Source organism: Planomicrobium stackebrandtii, assembly GCF_030814955.1.
GTDB classification, from domain to species: domain Bacteria; phylum Bacillota; class Bacilli; order Bacillales_A; family Planococcaceae; genus Planococcus; species Planococcus stackebrandtii.
In genome coordinates, this window is the sequence record NZ_JAUSWB010000008.1 from 148,548 (window position 1) to 164,661 (window position 16,114).

16 protein-coding genes and 1 riboswitch are annotated in these 16,114 nt (G+C 43.8%); of the genes, 15 read left to right on the top strand and 1 reads right to left on the bottom strand.

What is annotated here, in order from left to right; genetic code table 11:
• The first annotated feature begins 87 nt into the window (after nucleotides 1-87).
• From QOZ98_RS15700 to QOZ98_RS15740, 9 genes are all read left to right on the top strand, one after another.
• Nucleotides 88-1,260: a dicarboxylate/amino acid:cation symporter gene (locus tag QOZ98_RS15700; RefSeq protein WP_308788300.1), complete on the top strand. Its 1,173-nt coding sequence runs from the start codon at nucleotides 88-90 to the stop codon at nucleotides 1,258-1,260.
• 99 nt (nucleotides 1,261-1,359) lie between these two features.
• A complete protein-coding gene (locus tag QOZ98_RS15705) occupies nucleotides 1,360-1,884 on the top strand; it encodes a hypothetical protein (protein ID WP_308788301.1) in 525 nt (174 codons plus the stop codon).
• 341 nt (nucleotides 1,885-2,225) lie between these two features.
• A complete protein-coding gene (locus QOZ98_RS15710; protein WP_185960086.1) occupies nucleotides 2,226-2,381 on the top strand; it encodes a hypothetical protein in 156 nt (51 codons plus the stop codon).
• Nucleotides 2,382-2,642: 261 nt separating this feature from the next.
• On the top strand, nucleotides 2,643-3,425 hold the full coding sequence (gene sufC, locus QOZ98_RS15715; protein ID WP_185960089.1) for a Fe-S cluster assembly ATPase SufC: 783 nt from the start codon (nucleotides 2,643-2,645) through the stop codon (nucleotides 3,423-3,425).
• A gap of 18 nt (nucleotides 3,426-3,443) precedes the next feature.
• Nucleotides 3,444-4,748: a Fe-S cluster assembly protein SufD gene (gene sufD, locus QOZ98_RS15720; RefSeq protein ID WP_308788302.1), complete on the top strand. Its 1,305-nt coding sequence runs from the start codon at nucleotides 3,444-3,446 to the stop codon at nucleotides 4,746-4,748.
• On the top strand, nucleotides 4,748-5,977 hold the full coding sequence (locus tag QOZ98_RS15725; RefSeq protein WP_308788303.1) for a cysteine desulfurase: 1,230 nt from the start codon (nucleotides 4,748-4,750) through the stop codon (nucleotides 5,975-5,977). Before sufD ends, QOZ98_RS15725 begins: the two co-directional genes overlap by 1 nt.
• The gene (sufU, locus tag QOZ98_RS15730) at nucleotides 5,967-6,407 is read left to right on the top strand and encodes a Fe-S cluster assembly sulfur transfer protein SufU (protein ID WP_308788304.1); all 441 of its coding nucleotides are present in this window, start codon (nucleotides 5,967-5,969) and stop codon (nucleotides 6,405-6,407) included. Before QOZ98_RS15725 ends, sufU begins: the two co-directional genes overlap by 11 nt.
• 20 nt (nucleotides 6,408-6,427) lie before the next feature.
• Nucleotides 6,428-7,825, top strand: a complete 1,398-nt coding sequence (sufB, locus tag QOZ98_RS15735; protein WP_142828937.1) for a Fe-S cluster assembly protein SufB — start codon at nucleotides 6,428-6,430, stop codon at nucleotides 7,823-7,825.
• A 189-nt stretch (nucleotides 7,826-8,014) separates the two neighbouring features.
• Nucleotides 8,015-8,203 (top strand): hypothetical protein, encoded by a 189-nt coding sequence (locus tag QOZ98_RS15740; RefSeq protein ID WP_142828938.1) that lies wholly within the window; start codon nucleotides 8,015-8,017, stop codon nucleotides 8,201-8,203.
• Nucleotides 8,204-8,262: 59 nt separating this feature from the next.
• Here QOZ98_RS15740 and QOZ98_RS15745 read toward each other — a convergent pair whose 3' ends face one another.
• Nucleotides 8,263-8,949, bottom strand: coding sequence for a DNA alkylation repair protein (locus QOZ98_RS15745; protein ID WP_308788305.1), 687 nt, complete (start codon nucleotides 8,947-8,949; stop codon nucleotides 8,263-8,265).
• A 193-nt stretch (nucleotides 8,950-9,142) separates the two neighbouring features.
• Here QOZ98_RS15745 and QOZ98_RS15750 point away from each other — a divergent pair, with 193 nt between their 5' ends.
• The 6 genes from QOZ98_RS15750 to QOZ98_RS15775 all read left to right on the top strand — a co-directional run bounded on the left by QOZ98_RS15750 (nucleotide 9,143) and on the right by QOZ98_RS15775 (nucleotide 15,984).
• Complete coding sequence (locus QOZ98_RS15750; protein ID WP_308788306.1) at nucleotides 9,143-10,003, top strand: DUF72 domain-containing protein; 861 nt, start codon at nucleotides 9,143-9,145, stop codon at nucleotides 10,001-10,003.
• Nucleotides 10,003-10,830, top strand: coding sequence for a sulfite exporter TauE/SafE family protein (locus QOZ98_RS15755; protein ID WP_308788307.1), 828 nt, complete (start codon nucleotides 10,003-10,005; stop codon nucleotides 10,828-10,830). The genes QOZ98_RS15750 and QOZ98_RS15755 overlap by 1 nt, the downstream gene beginning before the upstream one ends.
• A gap of 12 nt (nucleotides 10,831-10,842) precedes the next feature.
• The gene (locus QOZ98_RS15760; RefSeq protein ID WP_308788308.1) at nucleotides 10,843-12,186 is read left to right on the top strand and encodes a bifunctional metallophosphatase/5'-nucleotidase; all 1,344 of its coding nucleotides are present in this window, start codon (nucleotides 10,843-10,845) and stop codon (nucleotides 12,184-12,186) included.
• Nucleotides 12,187-12,257: 71 nt separating this feature from the next.
• Nucleotides 12,258-12,438, top strand: a riboswitch (Lysine riboswitch).
• 107 nt (nucleotides 12,439-12,545) lie between these two features.
• On the top strand, nucleotides 12,546-14,123 hold the full coding sequence (locus QOZ98_RS15765) for a Na+/H+ antiporter NhaC family protein (protein ID WP_308788309.1): 1,578 nt from the start codon (nucleotides 12,546-12,548) through the stop codon (nucleotides 14,121-14,123).
• A 193-nt stretch (nucleotides 14,124-14,316) separates the two neighbouring features.
• On the top strand, nucleotides 14,317-15,837 hold the full coding sequence (locus tag QOZ98_RS15770) for a sodium-dependent transporter (RefSeq protein ID WP_308788310.1): 1,521 nt from the start codon (nucleotides 14,317-14,319) through the stop codon (nucleotides 15,835-15,837).
• 15 nt (nucleotides 15,838-15,852) lie between these two features.
• The gene (locus QOZ98_RS15775) at nucleotides 15,853-15,984 is read left to right on the top strand and encodes a methionine/alanine import family NSS transporter small subunit (protein ID WP_308788311.1); all 132 of its coding nucleotides are present in this window, start codon (nucleotides 15,853-15,855) and stop codon (nucleotides 15,982-15,984) included.
• Nucleotides 15,985-16,114 lie beyond the last annotated feature (130 nt).

The window sequence follows — 16,114 nt, forward strand, 5'->3', positions numbered from 1 at the left end:
TTCTTGTATACCTTACATTCTAAGAGGGTCTGTGCTACTTTTGAATAATATAAAACAAGCATTTGTTCATATGAGGGGGACATGTTCATGAAATTCAGTTTTGGTTTGCTGCCGCGTATTATTGTGGCAATTATTTTAGGGGTGCTAATTGGATTGATTGCACCAGAAGGTTTGGTGCGGGTATTTGCAACATTTACCACGCTTTTTGGTAACTTCTTAAACTTTGTCGTACCGTTGATCATTCTCGGATTTATTGCTCCAGGAATTGCGAAATTAGGAAAAGGATCTGGCAAGCTGCTGGGAATGGCAACTGGAGTCGCTTATGCGTCTACCATTGCCGCAGGGACGTTAGCTTTCTTCGTTGCAATGGCGGTACTGCCTAATGTCATGACTGAAGGCTCTTTAAGCAGTATGGAAGATCCGGAAAATGCTTTGGCAGCGACTTTTATCGCGCTAGATATGCCGCCTGTTTTTGGCGTAATGTCTGCATTGATTTTGGCTTTCCTGCTGGGTATTGGGATGGCATCGACAGGGAGCAAAACGATGGCTTCATTCTTTGATGAGTTCCAGGCGATTATCGAAAAAACAATTTCCTACGTCATCATTCCTCTTCTGCCATTCCACATCTTTGGTATTTTTGCCAATATGGCTTATGGCGGAGCAGTGTTTGAGATTTTATCATTATTTGCTATCGTATTTGTGATCATCATCATTCTTCACTGGACCATGCTGTTGCTGCAATACTCAGCAGCTGGGGTTTTGAAAGGGAAAAATCCTTTGGCAATCCTGAAAACTATGATGCCGGCTTATTTCACGGCACTTGGGACTCAATCTTCTGCAGCAACTATCCCGGTCACATTGCGCCAAGCGCGCAAATCCGGGGCCAATGAGCGGGTAGCAGACTTCACAGTTCCATTGTTTGCGACAATCCATTTATCCGGCAGTACAATTACGCTAGTCTCATGTGCCATTGGTGTTATGTTGCTGACAGGCGGAGTACCGACATTCGGCAGTTTCTTCCCCTTCATCTTAATGTTGGGGGTGACGATGATTGCAGCACCAGGAGTTCCGGGCGGCGCCGTTATGGCAGCTATCGGGTTGCTGGAAGTCATGCTTGGATTTGATGCCACGATGGTTGCCTTGATGATTGCTCTTTATATGGCACAGGACAGCTTTGGTACTGCCGCAAACGTAACCGGAGATGGTGCTTTAGCGCATATTGTCGACCGTTTCACCAATGGCCGCAAAAGTTTGGAATAATTGGACGATTCGACCAATTATGGCTATTTCAAAAGGTCTATTCTATTGGTAATTTCTGTGCTATTATAGCGAAGATATTACACAATAGGGGGAAACATCATGAAGAAATTATGGGCGATTGGTTTATCAGCGGCATTTTTATTGACTGCCTGCGGAGAAGAAGAAGCAGCGGAGCCGGCGGAAGCAACTGCAGGTTCCGAAGGTTCGGATGACAGCAAAGAAGTTAAACAGGAATTGATGAAGTTTTATATGTCAATACCGAATACGATCAATGCAGTTGATGGTGACTTGAATGCATTCGAGATGAACCAGGCAGAAGATACATTGCCAGAAGGCGATGAACTGCAGGCGATGAAAGATGCAGCAATTGCTTCTGCTGAAGAATCAGCAGGCGCTATTGATTCAATAGAAATTCCAGCACCATTGGAAGAACAGCAGGAAACGATTGAGTCAGCATTTGCTGCAATGCAGGAATCCTATGAAATGAAAGCTGAAGAATTGACGAAAGATGCATCATTTGAAGCAGCTATCGAAAAATTCGGAGAAGCAGATGCAATGTTGAACGAATTGCTTGTAGAGCAAGATTTGGCTGAATCGAGTATTTACAATGAAGTATCACAATAAATAAAGCGAACCCCTGACAAGCAATTGTCAGGGGTTTTTGATTGTTCTTATGGTGATTTAACGAATTAGTTTTTAAATGGTTCAAAATGAGCAAAATTTGAAAATCATATGTGCGGAGTCAGCTAGCAGAATATCGGCAAGAGCCTAGTATCCAAAGTAAATTAGAGCCAAGATATGTAGAAAAGAAGTATAAGACGATAGTTCTATTTTCAGACTAATTAGACAATTTATATGTTTATTTGATATTACGTGGGGTATAATAGTGAAGTAAACTTCAAAAACCCACAGATTGAAAGGAATGGTTCAATATCGAATCGAACGGAATTGAAAAGACGGAGAAAATGGAACAGGCATTCAGAAACGCACATGGTTTCGGAATTGACGAGTATCAAAATGACCCTGACAAAATACTTGAAGTCGAACAGCGCCGTGAACAGGATTATCAGCTAGGCCAAAAAGTAGCCAGCCAAATCGAACGGCAGATTCATCGAGACTAACATATAAAAGCAAACCAGCATCCACGGATGCTGGTTTTTTATTGATACAGTTTCTCAATTAGAGATCATTTATTGAAAATATAAAACCATGACAGTTATCATGCCGCAGTTTTGAAAACAACTGAGAAATGCAGTATTTTAAAATGATTTGCTGCAGCTTTAAAGACAGTTTAATGATTTGCCAGTAGGATGGATATCGGTTAAGATTAGAATGATACTAATTAAGAATGGTTTGCCATTCAACATTAACTTTATGGAGGTATTTACATGTCAACTTTGGTCATTAAAGATTTACACGTTAAAATCGAAGACAAAGAGATTTTAAAGGGTGTAGACTTAACAATTAATACAGGTGAAATACATGCAATCATGGGGCCTAACGGTACTGGGAAATCTACTTTAGCTTCAGCTATCATGGGCCATCCTAAATATGAAGTCACTCAAGGCTCTATTACTTTGGACGGCGAAGACGTTCTGGAAATGGAAGTTGACGAACGCGCACGTGCTGGCCTTTTCCTTGGTATGCAATACCCAAGCGAAATTTCTGGTGTAACCAATGCTGACTTTATGCGTTCTGCAATGAATGCACGCCGCGAAGAAGGCGATGAGATTTCTTTGATGAAATTTATCCGCGAATTGGATAAAAAGATGGAAGTGCTTGATATGGAGCAAGAAATGGCACAGCGTTACTTGAACGAAGGTTTTTCAGGCGGAGAAAAGAAACGCAACGAAATCCTTCAGTTGATGATGATCCAACCGAAAATCGCCATCCTTGATGAAATTGACTCCGGATTGGATATCGATGCATTGAAAGTTGTTTCAGAAGGCATCAACCAAATGAGAAGCGAAAACTTCGGCTGCCTGATTATTACTCATTACCAGCGTTTGCTGAACTATATTACGCCGGACCATGTCCATGTAATGATGCAGGGACGCGTCGTAAAATCAGGTGGAGAAGAACTTTCCCACAAACTTGAATCTGAAGGCTATGACTGGATCAAAGTGGAACTTGGCATTGAAGACGAGACTGTAGGACAAGCATAATTGAAGGGAGAGACTAGCATGACGGTTGAAACAAATTCAAAAATGACCGAGCAGGACGTGCGCTCTTTTTCAGAAATGAATGGTGAACCTTCATGGTTTACTGAGCTTCGTCTTCGTTCGTTTGGTGAAGCGCAAACTTTGCCGCTGCCAAAACCAGACAAAACCAAAATTCTTAGCTGGAACTTTACTGAATTTCCAGTGCATACAGTACAAAGTTCAGTCTTCGATTCTATTGAAGATTTGACTGAAGATATTAAGTCCATCGTGGATTTGAAGCAAAAAAACCTTTATATCCAGCACAATAACACTCCTGCATTTTCACGCGTTTCCGAGGAACTTGCAGCTCAAGGCGTTATTTTGACGGATATTTTCACTGCTCTTCGTGAACACGGCGATTTGGTCAAAAAATACTTTATGACAAACGGCGTGAAAACAGATGAGCATAAATTGACAGCGTTGAATGCGGCGTTGATGAACGGCGGCGCATTCCTTTATGTTCCGAAAAATGTTGTAGTAGAAGAACCTGTGCAAGTGGTTTTTTATCATGATGACGCTGAAGCTTCGTTGTTCAACCATGTGATCGTGGTTGCGGATACGAGCAGTAAAGTGACTTATGTCGAAAACTATTTCTCAACTGTCCCACATGCAAACGGATTGGCTAATATTGTTTCCGAAGTATTTGCTGAAGACAATGCACAAATTACGTATGGCGCAGTAGATACATTGGCAGAAGGTTTTATTACGTATGTAAACCGGCGCGGCAGAGCAGCTCGTGATGCACGGATTGAATGGGCATTGGGTATGATGAACGATAGCGACACAATTTCCGAAAACACGACAAATCTAATCGGCGATAATTCTTATGGCGATACGAAAAGCGTTGTAGTAGGACGCGGGTCGCAAAAACAAAACTTTACGACTCAAGTTGTCCATTGGGGCAAAGATTCCGAAGGGTTTATCTTAAAACACGGTGTGATGAAAGATTCAGCCTCCGCCATCTTTAACGGCATCGGCAAAATCGAACATGGTGCAACAAGATCAAACGCTGTTCAGGAATCACGCGTCTTAATGCTAAGTGAAAAAGCGCGCGGTGACGCTAACCCGATTCTTTTAATCGACGAAGATGATGTAACAGCGGGACATGCTGCTTCAGTCGGACGCGTAGATCCGCTTCAATTGTACTATTTGATGAGCCGCGGCATCACAAAACAGGAAGCTGAACGTCTTGTTATTCACGGTTTCTTGGCACCGGTCGTTCGTGTATTGCCAATCGAAGGCGTTAAAAAGCAATTGACGGAGGTTATCGAAAGGAAAGTCCGCTAATGATCAACCAAGAGATAAAAAGCTATTTTCCGATTCTCAACCAAGAAATAAACGGGCATCCGCTTGTTTATCTGGACAGCGCTGCAACTTCACAAAAACCAGTTCAGGTAATTGAAGCATTATCGAATTACTATGAACTGGACAATTCCAATGTGCACCGGGGCGTTCATACGCTCGGCAACCGTGCAACTGAAAAATACGAAGGCGCCCGTGAAAAAGTCCGGAAATTCATTAACGCCAATTCAACAGAAGAAACGATCTTCCTGCGGGGGACAACAACTGCTATCAACCTCGTTGCGCAAAGCTACGGCAGAGCCAATGTAGATGAAGGCGATGAAATTGTCATTACCTATATGGAACATCATTCCAATATTATTCCATGGCAGCAATTAGCGAAAGAACGCGGTGCCATTTTGAAATATGTAGAGTTGGAAAAAGACGGCACGATTTCTTTGGAACAGGTTCGCGCAGCCGTAACGGAACGGACAAAAATCGTTTCAATGGTTTACGTCTCGAACGTTCTTGGCACCATGAATCCTGTTAAGGAAGTTGCACAGATCGCCCATGAAAATGGAGCGGTGATGGTAGTGGACGGAGCTCAGGCTGCGCCCCATCTGAAAATAGATGTTCAGCAGCTTGACTGTGATTTCTTCGCCTTTTCCGGCCACAAAATGTGCGGTCCTACAGGGATCGGCGTACTTTATGGCAAAAAGGAATTATTGAACAATATGGAACCGGTAGAGTTTGGCGGAGAAATGATCGACTTTGTCGGATTATACGATTCAACCTGGAAAGAGCTGCCTTGGAAATTCGAAGGCGGTACACCGATTATCGCAGGCGCTGTGGGATTGGGTGCAGCTATAGATTTCCTGAACGAAATCGGTTTAAATGAAATTGAAAAGCATGAACATCAAATGGCTGCCTATGCAATGGAAAAAATGAGCAGTATTGAAGGACTGGAAATTTATGGTCCGGCTGATCCGCAGCAGCGGGCTGGAATTGTCACGTTCAACTTGAACGATGTTCATCCGCACGACGTCGCAACCGTTCTTGATATGAGCGGCATTGCAGTTCGTGCAGGCCATCACTGCGCTCAGCCTTTGATGAAATGGCTGGAAGTTACAGCTACAGCACGCGCGAGCTTCTACTTATACAATGGCGAGTCAGATGTTGACCGCTTGGTAGAAGGTCTGCGTTCGGCAAAGGAGTATTTCAACGATGTCTTCTAATAACTTAGACCAATTATACCGCCGTGTTATTATGGATCATTATAAAACGCCCCGCAACAAAGGGACGATTGAAGATAACAGCGTCAATATTGAGATGAACAACCCGACCTGCGGAGACCGCATCCACTTGACTTTGCAGGTCGAGGACGGCATTGTCAAAGATGCGAAGTTTGACGGTGAAGGATGTTCGATTTCAATGGCTTCTGCATCTATGATGACGCAAGCTGTCAAGGGACAGGAAATTGATACGGCATTAAAACTTTCCGGCATCTTTTCAGATATGATGCTCGGCAAGGACTACGATGATTCAATCGACCTTGGCGATATTGAAGCATTACAAGGCGTCTCACAGTTTCCAGCCCGTATCAAATGTGCGACTTTAGCATGGAAAGCCATGGAAAAAGGCGTACAAAACGAAGAAAAATCGTAACAGAGAACGGAGGAACGACGATGGCGAAACAAATGCCAGAAATCGGTGATTATAAATATGGGTTTCACGACAAGGATGTTTCAGTTTTCAGATCTAAACGTGGCCTGACTGAAGGAATTGTAAGAGAAATCTCGAAAATTAAAGAAGAACCGGAATGGATGTTGAATTCCCGTCTGAAAGCATTGAAATTGTTTTATTCAATGCCGATGCCACAATGGGGCGGCGATTTAAGTTCGTTGAACTTTGATGAAATTACGTATTACGTAAAACCATCAGAAGCGAGCCAAACTTCATGGGATGAAGTTCCTGAAGAAATCAAACGCACATTCGACAAATTGGGGATTCCAGAAGCAGAGCAAAAGTATTTGGCTGGCGTATCGGCTCAATATGAATCTGAAGTGGTTTACCACAACATGAAAGTCGAATTGGAAGACATGGGAATTGTCTTTAAAGATACTGGTGCGGCGCTTCGTGAAAACGAAGACCTTTTCAAAGAATATTGGCAGTCGGTTATTCCGGCAGCTGATAATAAGTTCGCTGCGTTGAACACAGCGGTTTGGTCTGGTGGATCATTCATCTATGTGCCTAAAGGCATCAAAGTGGAATCTCCGCTTCAGGCTTACTTCCGCATCAACTCAGAAAACATGGGTCAGTTTGAGCGTACTCTCATCATTGTTGATGAAGGCGCAAGCGTCCACTATGTAGAAGGCTGTACAGCTCCTGTTTACACGACGAATTCACTTCACTCAGCTGTGGTGGAAATCATCGTGAAAAAAGATGCTTATTGCCGCTACACAACGATTCAAAACTGGGCAAACAATGTCTTTAACCTTGTGACGAAGCGTGCATTTGTTGACGCTAACGGCACAATGGAATGGATCGATGGCAACATTGGTTCGAAAGTGACAATGAAATACCCAGCTGTTTACTTGAAAGGTGAAGGCGCTCGCGGTATGACCCTGTCAATCGCTATTGCCGGCAAAGGCCAACACCAGGATGCAGGAGCGAAAATGATTCACTTGGCTCCAAACACATCTTCATCCATTGTTTCGAAATCCATTTCGAAACAAGGCGGTAAAGTTTCATACCGCGGGATGGTTCATTTTGGACGCAAAGCGGATGGCGCACGTTCAAACATTGAATGTGACACGCTGATCATGGACAACCAATCAACTTCAGATACAATTCCATACAACGAAATCTTAAACGATAACGTTTCTTTGGAACACGAAGCGAAAGTTTCAAAAGTATCTGAAGAGCAATTGTTCTACTTGATGAGCCGTGGCGTTTCAGAGCAGGAAGCAACAGAAATGATCGTAATGGGCTTTATCGAGCCATTCACGAAAGAACTTCCAATGGAATATGCGGTGGAAATGAACCGTTTGATCAAGTTCGAAATGGAAGGCTCTATCGGTTAATAAAATCAGGAAACAGCCCTTGGCGTGGATATTCTCATGCCAAGGGCTGTTTTTGTGAATATTGCTTAATTCGGAAACATGGGCCGCTACAGTTTTTCAGTTAAGATCATTTGGGGATCCTTGTAGTTTTATTGTTCTTGCAAAGGGTATAAGAATTAGGAACATAAAATTCAAGGAGGTATGCTGAACATGAGTCAAAAATTTGATGCATTGAAAGAAAAACTCAGCAACGCAGATTTAGGGCAAGCCAAAGAAGTTATGGAACAAGCCAAACAAGCCCACGAGGATGGAGAAATTGACGCAACTGAAAAGAAAGAATTGATGGAATCAGCGAAATCTGTCATTGGCGGCGGCAAAGGGCTTGGCGGAATATTTTAAACTGATGAAATGAAATTTAAGAGGGTAAGTGAAATAGCCTTTAGCATGCACAAGGTATGCTAAAGGCTATTTTTAATATTTTTCAGTGCTTCCCGTTTGCTGAGAGGCATTATAGAATTTTTAAAAATAAAAGACTGCACCCAATCAGCATCTGTTTTAGCGTATTCGCGCAGCGCCCAGCCAATGGATTTTTGGATGAAGAACTCAGAGGATGTGGCGTGCTGCAAAATGATATGAGACAGTCCTGTTGTATCTGTCTGTTGTTTGTATTTTAGTTGATGAAGAATTGCTGCTCGATTAGTCCACATATTCGGGGATTCAGACCAGGCAAACATGGCTGCCCTACCCGCAGCCCGGTCCGTTCCAATGACATGGCCAAGTGTTCGTGGAGCGATCGAATCAACGCTGTCCCACCAGGACTTGCTTTCAATGAGTTCCTGTAGAAAAGGCAAGTCCTCTATGGTTAACTGCTTTTTCATTTTTTCCAACAAAGCAATTGCCGCATATTGGTATTCCCGTTCTGTCAGGTTATAGAGTTTCCATACCTCTTCTGATATTTCCCCTGGGTCTGGCAGCTGGTACTCCAGAAATTGCTCCCTCAGCAACGCTTTCCGCAAAGGAGTTTTAATGCCCAGAAAGTCAAACTGGTGGCGCATATAAGCGGCCATTGGAATAGCCAAGTCATCATTGCGGTTCGCCTCGAATTTCACGATGATTCCTTTATGATCCCATGTTTTTTTCCTCATCCTGGCATCTCCTTACGCTTTATAAAAATTGTAGCACAGTCCAAAGAAGGGAGGCGGCAGAAGCAGCTGTCTTGTTCCTTTAAAAATATTTCACCTATAAAATATCAGTTGCTTTAAAGGATTTCTCTTTAAAAAAGACGTTCTATTTTTTCTATGCTATCATAAAATAATAACGATAATTGGAGGCGGGACGATGATTTATGTAGGATTGACGGGTTGGGGAGACCATCCGGATGTCTATAGCCCAGGCTCAAAAAAGACAGAGAAGTTGATTGATTATGGCGCTCATTTTCCGATTGTCGAGCTGGATTCCTCGTTTTACGCGGTTCAGCCTGAACGGAATATCCGGAAGTGGATTGCGGAGACACCCGAAAATTTTCAGTTTGTGGTAAAAGCCTATCAAGGGATGACTGGCCATCAGCGTGGAGAAAATCCATTTGAGTCGCGTGATGATATGTTTGAAGCATTCTGCAAATCTGTCCGTCCGTTGAAAGAAGAAGGCAAGCTTGCAATGGTACTGCTGCAGTTTCCGCCATGGTTTGATTGCCAGAAGGATAATGTCGACCAACTTAGGGAAATTACCGGGCGCCTTACAGAATTCGATTTAGCGATAGAGTTTCGCCATCAGTCCTGGTATGCCAATGGGATGAGCGAAAAAACATTGGATTTCCTGCGGGACAACAATCTGATCCATTCCGTTTGTGACGAACCGCAGGCTGGGGACGGCTCAATTCCCATGGTTCCAGTTTCTTCAAGAAAAGATAAAGTGCTGCTGCGGATTCACGGGCGCAATGTCCATGGCTGGTTGAACCCGGGACACGGACAGAACTGGCGGGAAGTTCGCTATCTTTATGATTACAACAAAGAAGAGCTCGAGGAAATCAGCCGCGCAGTCGAGGCGTTGGCCGACACTACAGAGAATGTCTATGTTATCTTTAATAATAATTCAGGCGGCCATGCAGCAGGAAATGCCAAAGAGTTTCAAAAAATGAACGGATTATCGTTTGATGGGCTTTCTCCCAAACAGATGGATTTGTTTGAAGGAGGATTTTAATGGTTTTCTTGATCATGGCGCTTGTCGGAGTAGTTTCCGGCGTTGTTGGTGCTTTGATAGGGCTGGGTGGGGGAGTTATATTGGTGCCGGCCTTGTTGTTTCTCGGCACCAGCTTCGCTTTTTTTCCTGAACTATCCCCACAAAAGATTGTCGGCTTGTCTGTTGTAATGATGATTTTCACAGGACTGTCCTCTACTTTGGCTTATATGAAAGTTCGGACAGTGGATTATAAAAGTGGACTCATTTTCTTTGCAGGCAGTGCACCAGGAACGGTCATCGGCGCTTTCGTCAATAAAAACCTCGACTTGCCCACTTTCAATCTGTATTTCGGCATTCTTCTCGTTTTGCTATCCTTGCTGTTGATGTTGCGTGATCATCTAAAAGCTGTCTTTTGGTTTGTCAATAACGGACGCAAAACGACATTTACGGACGCACAGGGAAAACAATATATTTATGGCTATCCCATTTGGTTCGCTTTGCTGCTGACATTTTTTGTGGGTTTTGCTTCCGGGCTTTTTGGCATAGGCGGCGGATCGATTATTGTGCCAGCTATGATTCTGTTATTTTTATTTCCGCCCCACGTGGCGATCGGCACTTCGATGTTCATGGTTTTTTTGTCGGCACTTGTCAACTCGGTTACTCATATTTCACTGGGTCATGTGCCGTGGATTTATACGATTGCAGTAGTTCCGGGTGCTTACATCGGTGCAAAGATCGGCGCCAACTTAAACAAACGCCTCGATTCGGAAATGCTGGTGGTAATTTTGCGGATTGTACTCCTGGTATTGGGGCTGCGATCAATTTACGAAGGAATATTCAGTTCTTAAAGAGGTGTTATCATGAACCAAACTATTCATATTTATCATACCAATGATTTGCATAGTCATTTCGCGAACTGGCCGCGCATCAAGTCTTTTTTAGCTGAACGCAAAAGATGGCATGAGGAAGAAGGCGATATCTGCCTGATTTTGGATGTCGGCGACCATGCAGACCGTTCGCATCCCTTTACAGAAGGCACAGCCGGAAAAGGCAATGTCCAGTTGTTGAACGAAGCGGAATACGACGCTGTGACAATCGGCAATAATGAAGGGATCACACTGTCAAAAGAAGAATTGAATGACTTGTATGTCCAAGCTGATTTTGAAGTGGTGGTATCGAATTTATTCGACTTGGAAGGCAATCGGCCAATTTGGGCTAAGCCTCATTATATAATACAGGCAAAAAATGGAGTGCGCATCGGGCTGGTGGGAGCGACTGCAGAATTTACCCCGTTTTACCGGAAACTGGGGTGGCAAGTTACGGATGCAAAAGAGTCGATCATCCAAGCAGTAGAAGAAATAAAAGATGAGACAGACCTAATCGTCTGCCTGTCGCATCTGGGCATTAAGGAAGACGAGTTATTGGTGGATCTATGTCCTAACATCAATATTATTTTGGGAGCCCACACCCACCACATATTCCACGAAGGAAAGTGGCAAGGGGATACACTGTTGGGAGCTGCCGGCAAGTTTGGATTTTATATTGGCCATATTGCAGTTGAGAGCAGCTTTGAAAAATCTTCGGCACGGCTTATCGAGACTTCCCGTCTTCAAGAAACAGAAGATGGATTTGATGAATTTTTGGTGGAGCAGGGGAAAAAGCAGATGGGAGAACTGGTGTTTCACAGCACGAAAACTTTGAAAGCGGAATGGTTTAAAGATTCGGAGCTTGGAACTTTGTTTGGACGCGCAATGCTGGAATTTTCAGAAGCTGACTGCGCCTTGTTCAATGCCGGGATTTTCATGGAAGATATGCCAAAAGGCGACTTGACTCGCTACGACTTTCACAAGATGCTGCCTCATCCGATCAACCCCTGCCTCGTTGAATTAAGCGGAGCAGAGTTAAAAGAGATTTACTTGCAGTCCCTGAACTCAGAATGGCCGCAGCTTGAATTAAAAGGCATGGGGTTCCGTGGTGTCGTGTTCGGAAAGATGCTTCATTTTAACATGGAGATCATCGACCACCGCTTTTACATCAATGGACAATTGGCGGTGCACGATCAAACTTACCGGTTGATTACACTGGATATGCTGACGTTCGGCTATTTTTTCCCGAGCTTGAAACGGGCTGCCAAAACTTACTTTATGCCGGAGTTTTTGCGGGATGTTTTTAGCCAGTATTTTCACAGCAAAGCCTTGAAATAGAAGGAATGTTCAGAGTAAATAGGCATTTGATTTTGTCTGGATTTTGGGCTATGCTAACAATGAAATAAATAATGGTGGGTAGAGGCTGCAGGACTGATCAGTAGGATGCGCGAGTTTGACCGCGTGGAACGCATCTGAAAGGAAGTTTTGCCGAAATCCGTTTCCTGGGTCACAGGAAATGGATTGGGGTCATTCTGAAGAAGAATGTCACTGTCATTCAGGCTGAGGCTTGAATGGAGAGCTACAGGGTTGTTTGACGTTTTAACGCACAGACGAATTGTAGAAGGCTGACTTATCCAACTGGAGAGGTCAGCCTTTTTTTCTCATTTTTCACCCATCAAAAATAAGGAGGAAATTTTATGGAGAATACGATTTTTTCGATTTTGCCGCCAATCATTGCAATCGTCATGGTACTGTTGACCCGCCGTGTGCTGTTGTCGTTGGGTACTGGTATTGTCGCAGCGGCTGTTATCCTGACATGGTTTGCACCGGTTGAAGCCTTGCAGGAGCTTGTAGCATCATTTGCAATTATTTTTTGGGACGGAGGCTTTAATGCCTATAATGTCTTTATCATTCTATTTCTTTTATTGCTGGGCATCATTACAGCTTTCGTCAGCTTGTCTGGAGGAAGCCATGCTTTCGCAGAGTGGGCTTCGACACGCATCAAGTCACGGAGAGGGGCAAAAGTTTTAACAGTGGCCCTTGGAATCGTCATCTTTATTGATGATTATTTCAACGCTTTGGCGGTGGGACAAGTTGCACGTCCCATCACAGATCGGTACAAAATTTCGCGTGCGAAACTTGCTTACTTTATCGATTCAACTGCTGCACCTGTTTGTGTGGTTTCACCAGTATCGAGCTGGGGGGCGGCCATCATCGGCATTATCGCTACCATCTTAGCCGGGCAGACCTTTGTGGAATATTCCGCGCTGGAAGCCTTCTTATGGATGGCACCGATGAACTTCTACGTCGTCGCTTCACTGGCCATTGTCTTTTTTGTCGCAGTCCGCGATGTCGACTTTGGCGAAATGAAAAAACACGAAGTATTGGCAATTTCCAAGGGGCAGCTTTTCGATCCTAATAAAACAATCCCTGGTGAAATGAAGGAAGATTTCCCATCTCATTCTTATGGACATGTTAGAGATTTATTGCTTCCGATTCTGCTGTTGATCGTCGGAACAGTAGGTGCGATGATTTGGACCGGCTACCAGAATGCTGGCCAAGTCTTTGATATCTGGTTGATTTTTGAGAACACGGATGTTCCAGCTTCATTGCTCACAGGCGGTGTTTTGGGAGCATTGACGTCAATCATCCTTTATGCGATGCAAATTAAAAAGAACAAAACAGCAAATGTTGGTTGGATCGGCAAAGGCATTTGGGCAGGCATTAAATCCATGATGGGTGCGGTGCTGATTTTGATTTTTGCGTGGTCACTGACATCATTGATCGGATCGCTCGAAACAGGAGCATATTTGGCAAATGTTGTTTCTGAAGGCAATGTACCGACAGCCATTTTGCCGGTCCTATTGTTTGTGTTAGCTGGAATCATGGCTTTCTCAACGGGAACTTCATGGGGATCATTCGGTATTCTGTTGCCGATTGCAGGAACAATTATGATCGAAGCTGAGCCATCCTTGCTGCTTCCTGCTTTATCAGCAGTTTTGGCAGGAGCTGTATTCGGAGATCATTGCTCACCGATTTCTGATACGACAATCCTATCATCTACAGGAGCAGGGAGCAACCATATGGACCATGTCTTAACGCAGATCCCCTATGCGTTGACAGCAGCCGGTATTGCTGCGATAGGGTATATTGTCATAGGTTATACTGGCTCATTATTGATCTCATTATGCGTAGTCATAGTGGTGCTTGCTGTGCTCTTTATCGTCTGGTCACAACGGACAACTATTATTGAAAAACAACAAAATGCACAATGAAAAGGGGACAGAGAAGCTAATTCTCTGCCTTTTTACTTTTGCCGCAATAGTTTTTTTGAAATATATTACGAATTCGTCTTTACTTTGGGGAAGCCTCTCGGTATACTATTTTTAGATTAATTAATAATCTGAAAACAAACAAAATTCCTATTTTTATGTAAATAAAATGGGATAACACAAAGGGGGAAGAGAGATGGAACGTTCGCAATGGGGTACACGTGCCGGCTTTATTATGGCAGCTGTGGGTTCTGCAGTAGGTCTTGGGAACATATGGCGCTTTCCATATGTTGCATATGAAAATGGCGGGGGTGCATTTTTCATACCATATCTATTTGCATTATTGACTGCGGGAATTCCGATTCTGATTTTGGAATTTACAATTGGCCATAAGTACCGTGGCTCAGCACCGTTGTCATTCTTCAGAATGGGCGGCAAAAAATTGGAATGGCTTGGTTGGTGGGCAGTATTTGTGTCCTTTGTCATATCTGTGTACTATGCCGTAATTATCGCCTGGGCAATGCGCTATACTATATTTTCTTTCAATCAGGCATGGGGTACAGATACACAGGACTTCCTATTCAATGACTTTTTGCAGCTGACAGTTCAACCAGGACAAACTGGCGGGATTGTATGGGGCGTATTTATCCCGCTTGCGTTAGTATGGATCATCACGCTGGGTATTCTGCTGGCAGGGGTCAAAAAAGGAATTGAGATGGCCAATCGGATTTTCATCCCGACTTTGGTAATTATCTTCTTCGCAGTCGTTGTTCGTGCTGTGACATTAGACGGTGCATTGGTAGGTTTGGAAGCGTTCTTCCAGCCGAACTTTGATGCCATAATGGATCCATCGGTATGGGTTGCAGCCTATGGACATATATTCTTCAGTTTGTCTGTAGCATTTGCGATCATGATCACGTATTCAAGTTATCTGCCGAAAAAATCGGATATCACCAACAACGCCTTTATTACAGGCTTTGCCAATTCGGCATTTGAGTTATTGGCGGGTATCGGAATATTTGCAGCACTTGGATTCATGGCGGCTCAGCAAGGTGTCGCGGTTAGTGATGTTGCTACAGCCGGAGTCGGACTTGCTTTTGTGGTATTTCCGCAGATCATCAACGAGTTCCCGGGATTCAATGGCCTGTTTGGGGCAATGTTCTTCTTGTCGCTGACATTGGCAGGATTAACTTCATTGATTTCAATCACTGAAACTTATGTTGCTGGTTTCTCAGAGAAGTTCGGTATTTCCCGCAATAAATCAGTGCTCTTCGGCGGCGGCCTGGCTGCTTTAATTTCAATCCTATTCGCCACACAAGGCGGTTTGTACTTCCTGGATTTGGCAGATTACTTCATCAACCAATTCGGTGTTGCGGCAATCGGTTTAGTGGAAGTTCTACTGGTTGTTTGGGTCTTCCGCAAAGCGGACTTGCTCAAAGGCCATGCGAACGAAATCTCCGATATTCATTTGGGTGCGTGGTGGAAATTCAGTCTTGGCATTATCACACCAATCGTATTGGGTTATATGATGTTCGGCTTATTGAAACTGAACATTCTACAAGAGTTTGAGACGGAGACCGGCAACTATGAAGGGTATTCCGACATGTTTACCTTATCAGGTGGTGTGGCAGTCGCTGGGGCGGCAATAATTTTCGGAATTCTGTTCTCACTTGGAAAATGGCATAAAGATCAGGGAGAATATGACGAACGCAACTAAAAGGGGGAGCTTCATATGTCTGTAAGTTCAATAGTCGTCATGATTATCGGTATGGTCATCATTTGGGGTGGCCTGGCTGCAAGCATCATACATGCGGTCAGCAGCAGCAAAAAGAACAAAGCGAGAGACGCTGCTAATAACGTATAATTTACGAGCCCGGAAACGTCTAGTTTCCGGGCTTTTCTATGCTTTTAAAGAGAGAGGCGAACTTGTTAGGAACTAGTCTTTATGATACATTTGGAATAGAATTGGATTCCATACATAAATCAGATAGATA

Bases quoted from the DNA above. Each gene is read 5' to 3' on its own strand.
- QOZ98_RS15700 (WP_308788300.1), top strand. From the start codon at position 88: ATGAAATTCAGTTTTGGTTTGCTGCCGCGTATTATTGTGGCAATTATT.
- QOZ98_RS15705 (WP_308788301.1), top strand. From the start codon at position 1,360: ATGAAGAAATTATGGGCGATTGGTTTATCAGCGGCATTTTTATTGACT.
- QOZ98_RS15710 (WP_185960086.1), top strand. From the start codon at position 2,226: ATGGAACAGGCATTCAGAAACGCACATGGTTTCGGAATTGACGAGTAT.
- sufD (WP_308788302.1), top strand. From the start codon at position 3,444: ATGACGGTTGAAACAAATTCAAAAATGACCGAGCAGGACGTGCGCTCT.
- QOZ98_RS15725 (WP_308788303.1), top strand. From the start codon at position 4,748: ATGATCAACCAAGAGATAAAAAGCTATTTTCCGATTCTCAACCAAGAA.
- sufU (WP_308788304.1), top strand. From the start codon at position 5,967: ATGTCTTCTAATAACTTAGACCAATTATACCGCCGTGTTATTATGGAT.
- sufB (WP_142828937.1), top strand. From the start codon at position 6,428: ATGGCGAAACAAATGCCAGAAATCGGTGATTATAAATATGGGTTTCAC.
- QOZ98_RS15740 (WP_142828938.1), top strand. From the start codon at position 8,015: ATGAGTCAAAAATTTGATGCATTGAAAGAAAAACTCAGCAACGCAGAT.
- QOZ98_RS15745 (WP_308788305.1), bottom strand. From the start codon at position 8,949: ATGAGGAAAAAAACATGGGATCATAAAGGAATCATCGTGAAATTCGAG.
- QOZ98_RS15750 (WP_308788306.1), top strand. From the start codon at position 9,143: ATGATTTATGTAGGATTGACGGGTTGGGGAGACCATCCGGATGTCTAT.
- QOZ98_RS15755 (WP_308788307.1), top strand. From the start codon at position 10,003: ATGGTTTTCTTGATCATGGCGCTTGTCGGAGTAGTTTCCGGCGTTGTT.
- QOZ98_RS15760 (WP_308788308.1), top strand. From the start codon at position 10,843: ATGAACCAAACTATTCATATTTATCATACCAATGATTTGCATAGTCAT.
- QOZ98_RS15765 (WP_308788309.1), top strand. From the start codon at position 12,546: ATGGAGAATACGATTTTTTCGATTTTGCCGCCAATCATTGCAATCGTC.
- QOZ98_RS15770 (WP_308788310.1), top strand. From the start codon at position 14,317: ATGGAACGTTCGCAATGGGGTACACGTGCCGGCTTTATTATGGCAGCT.
- QOZ98_RS15775 (WP_308788311.1), top strand. From the start codon at position 15,853: ATGTCTGTAAGTTCAATAGTCGTCATGATTATCGGTATGGTCATCATT.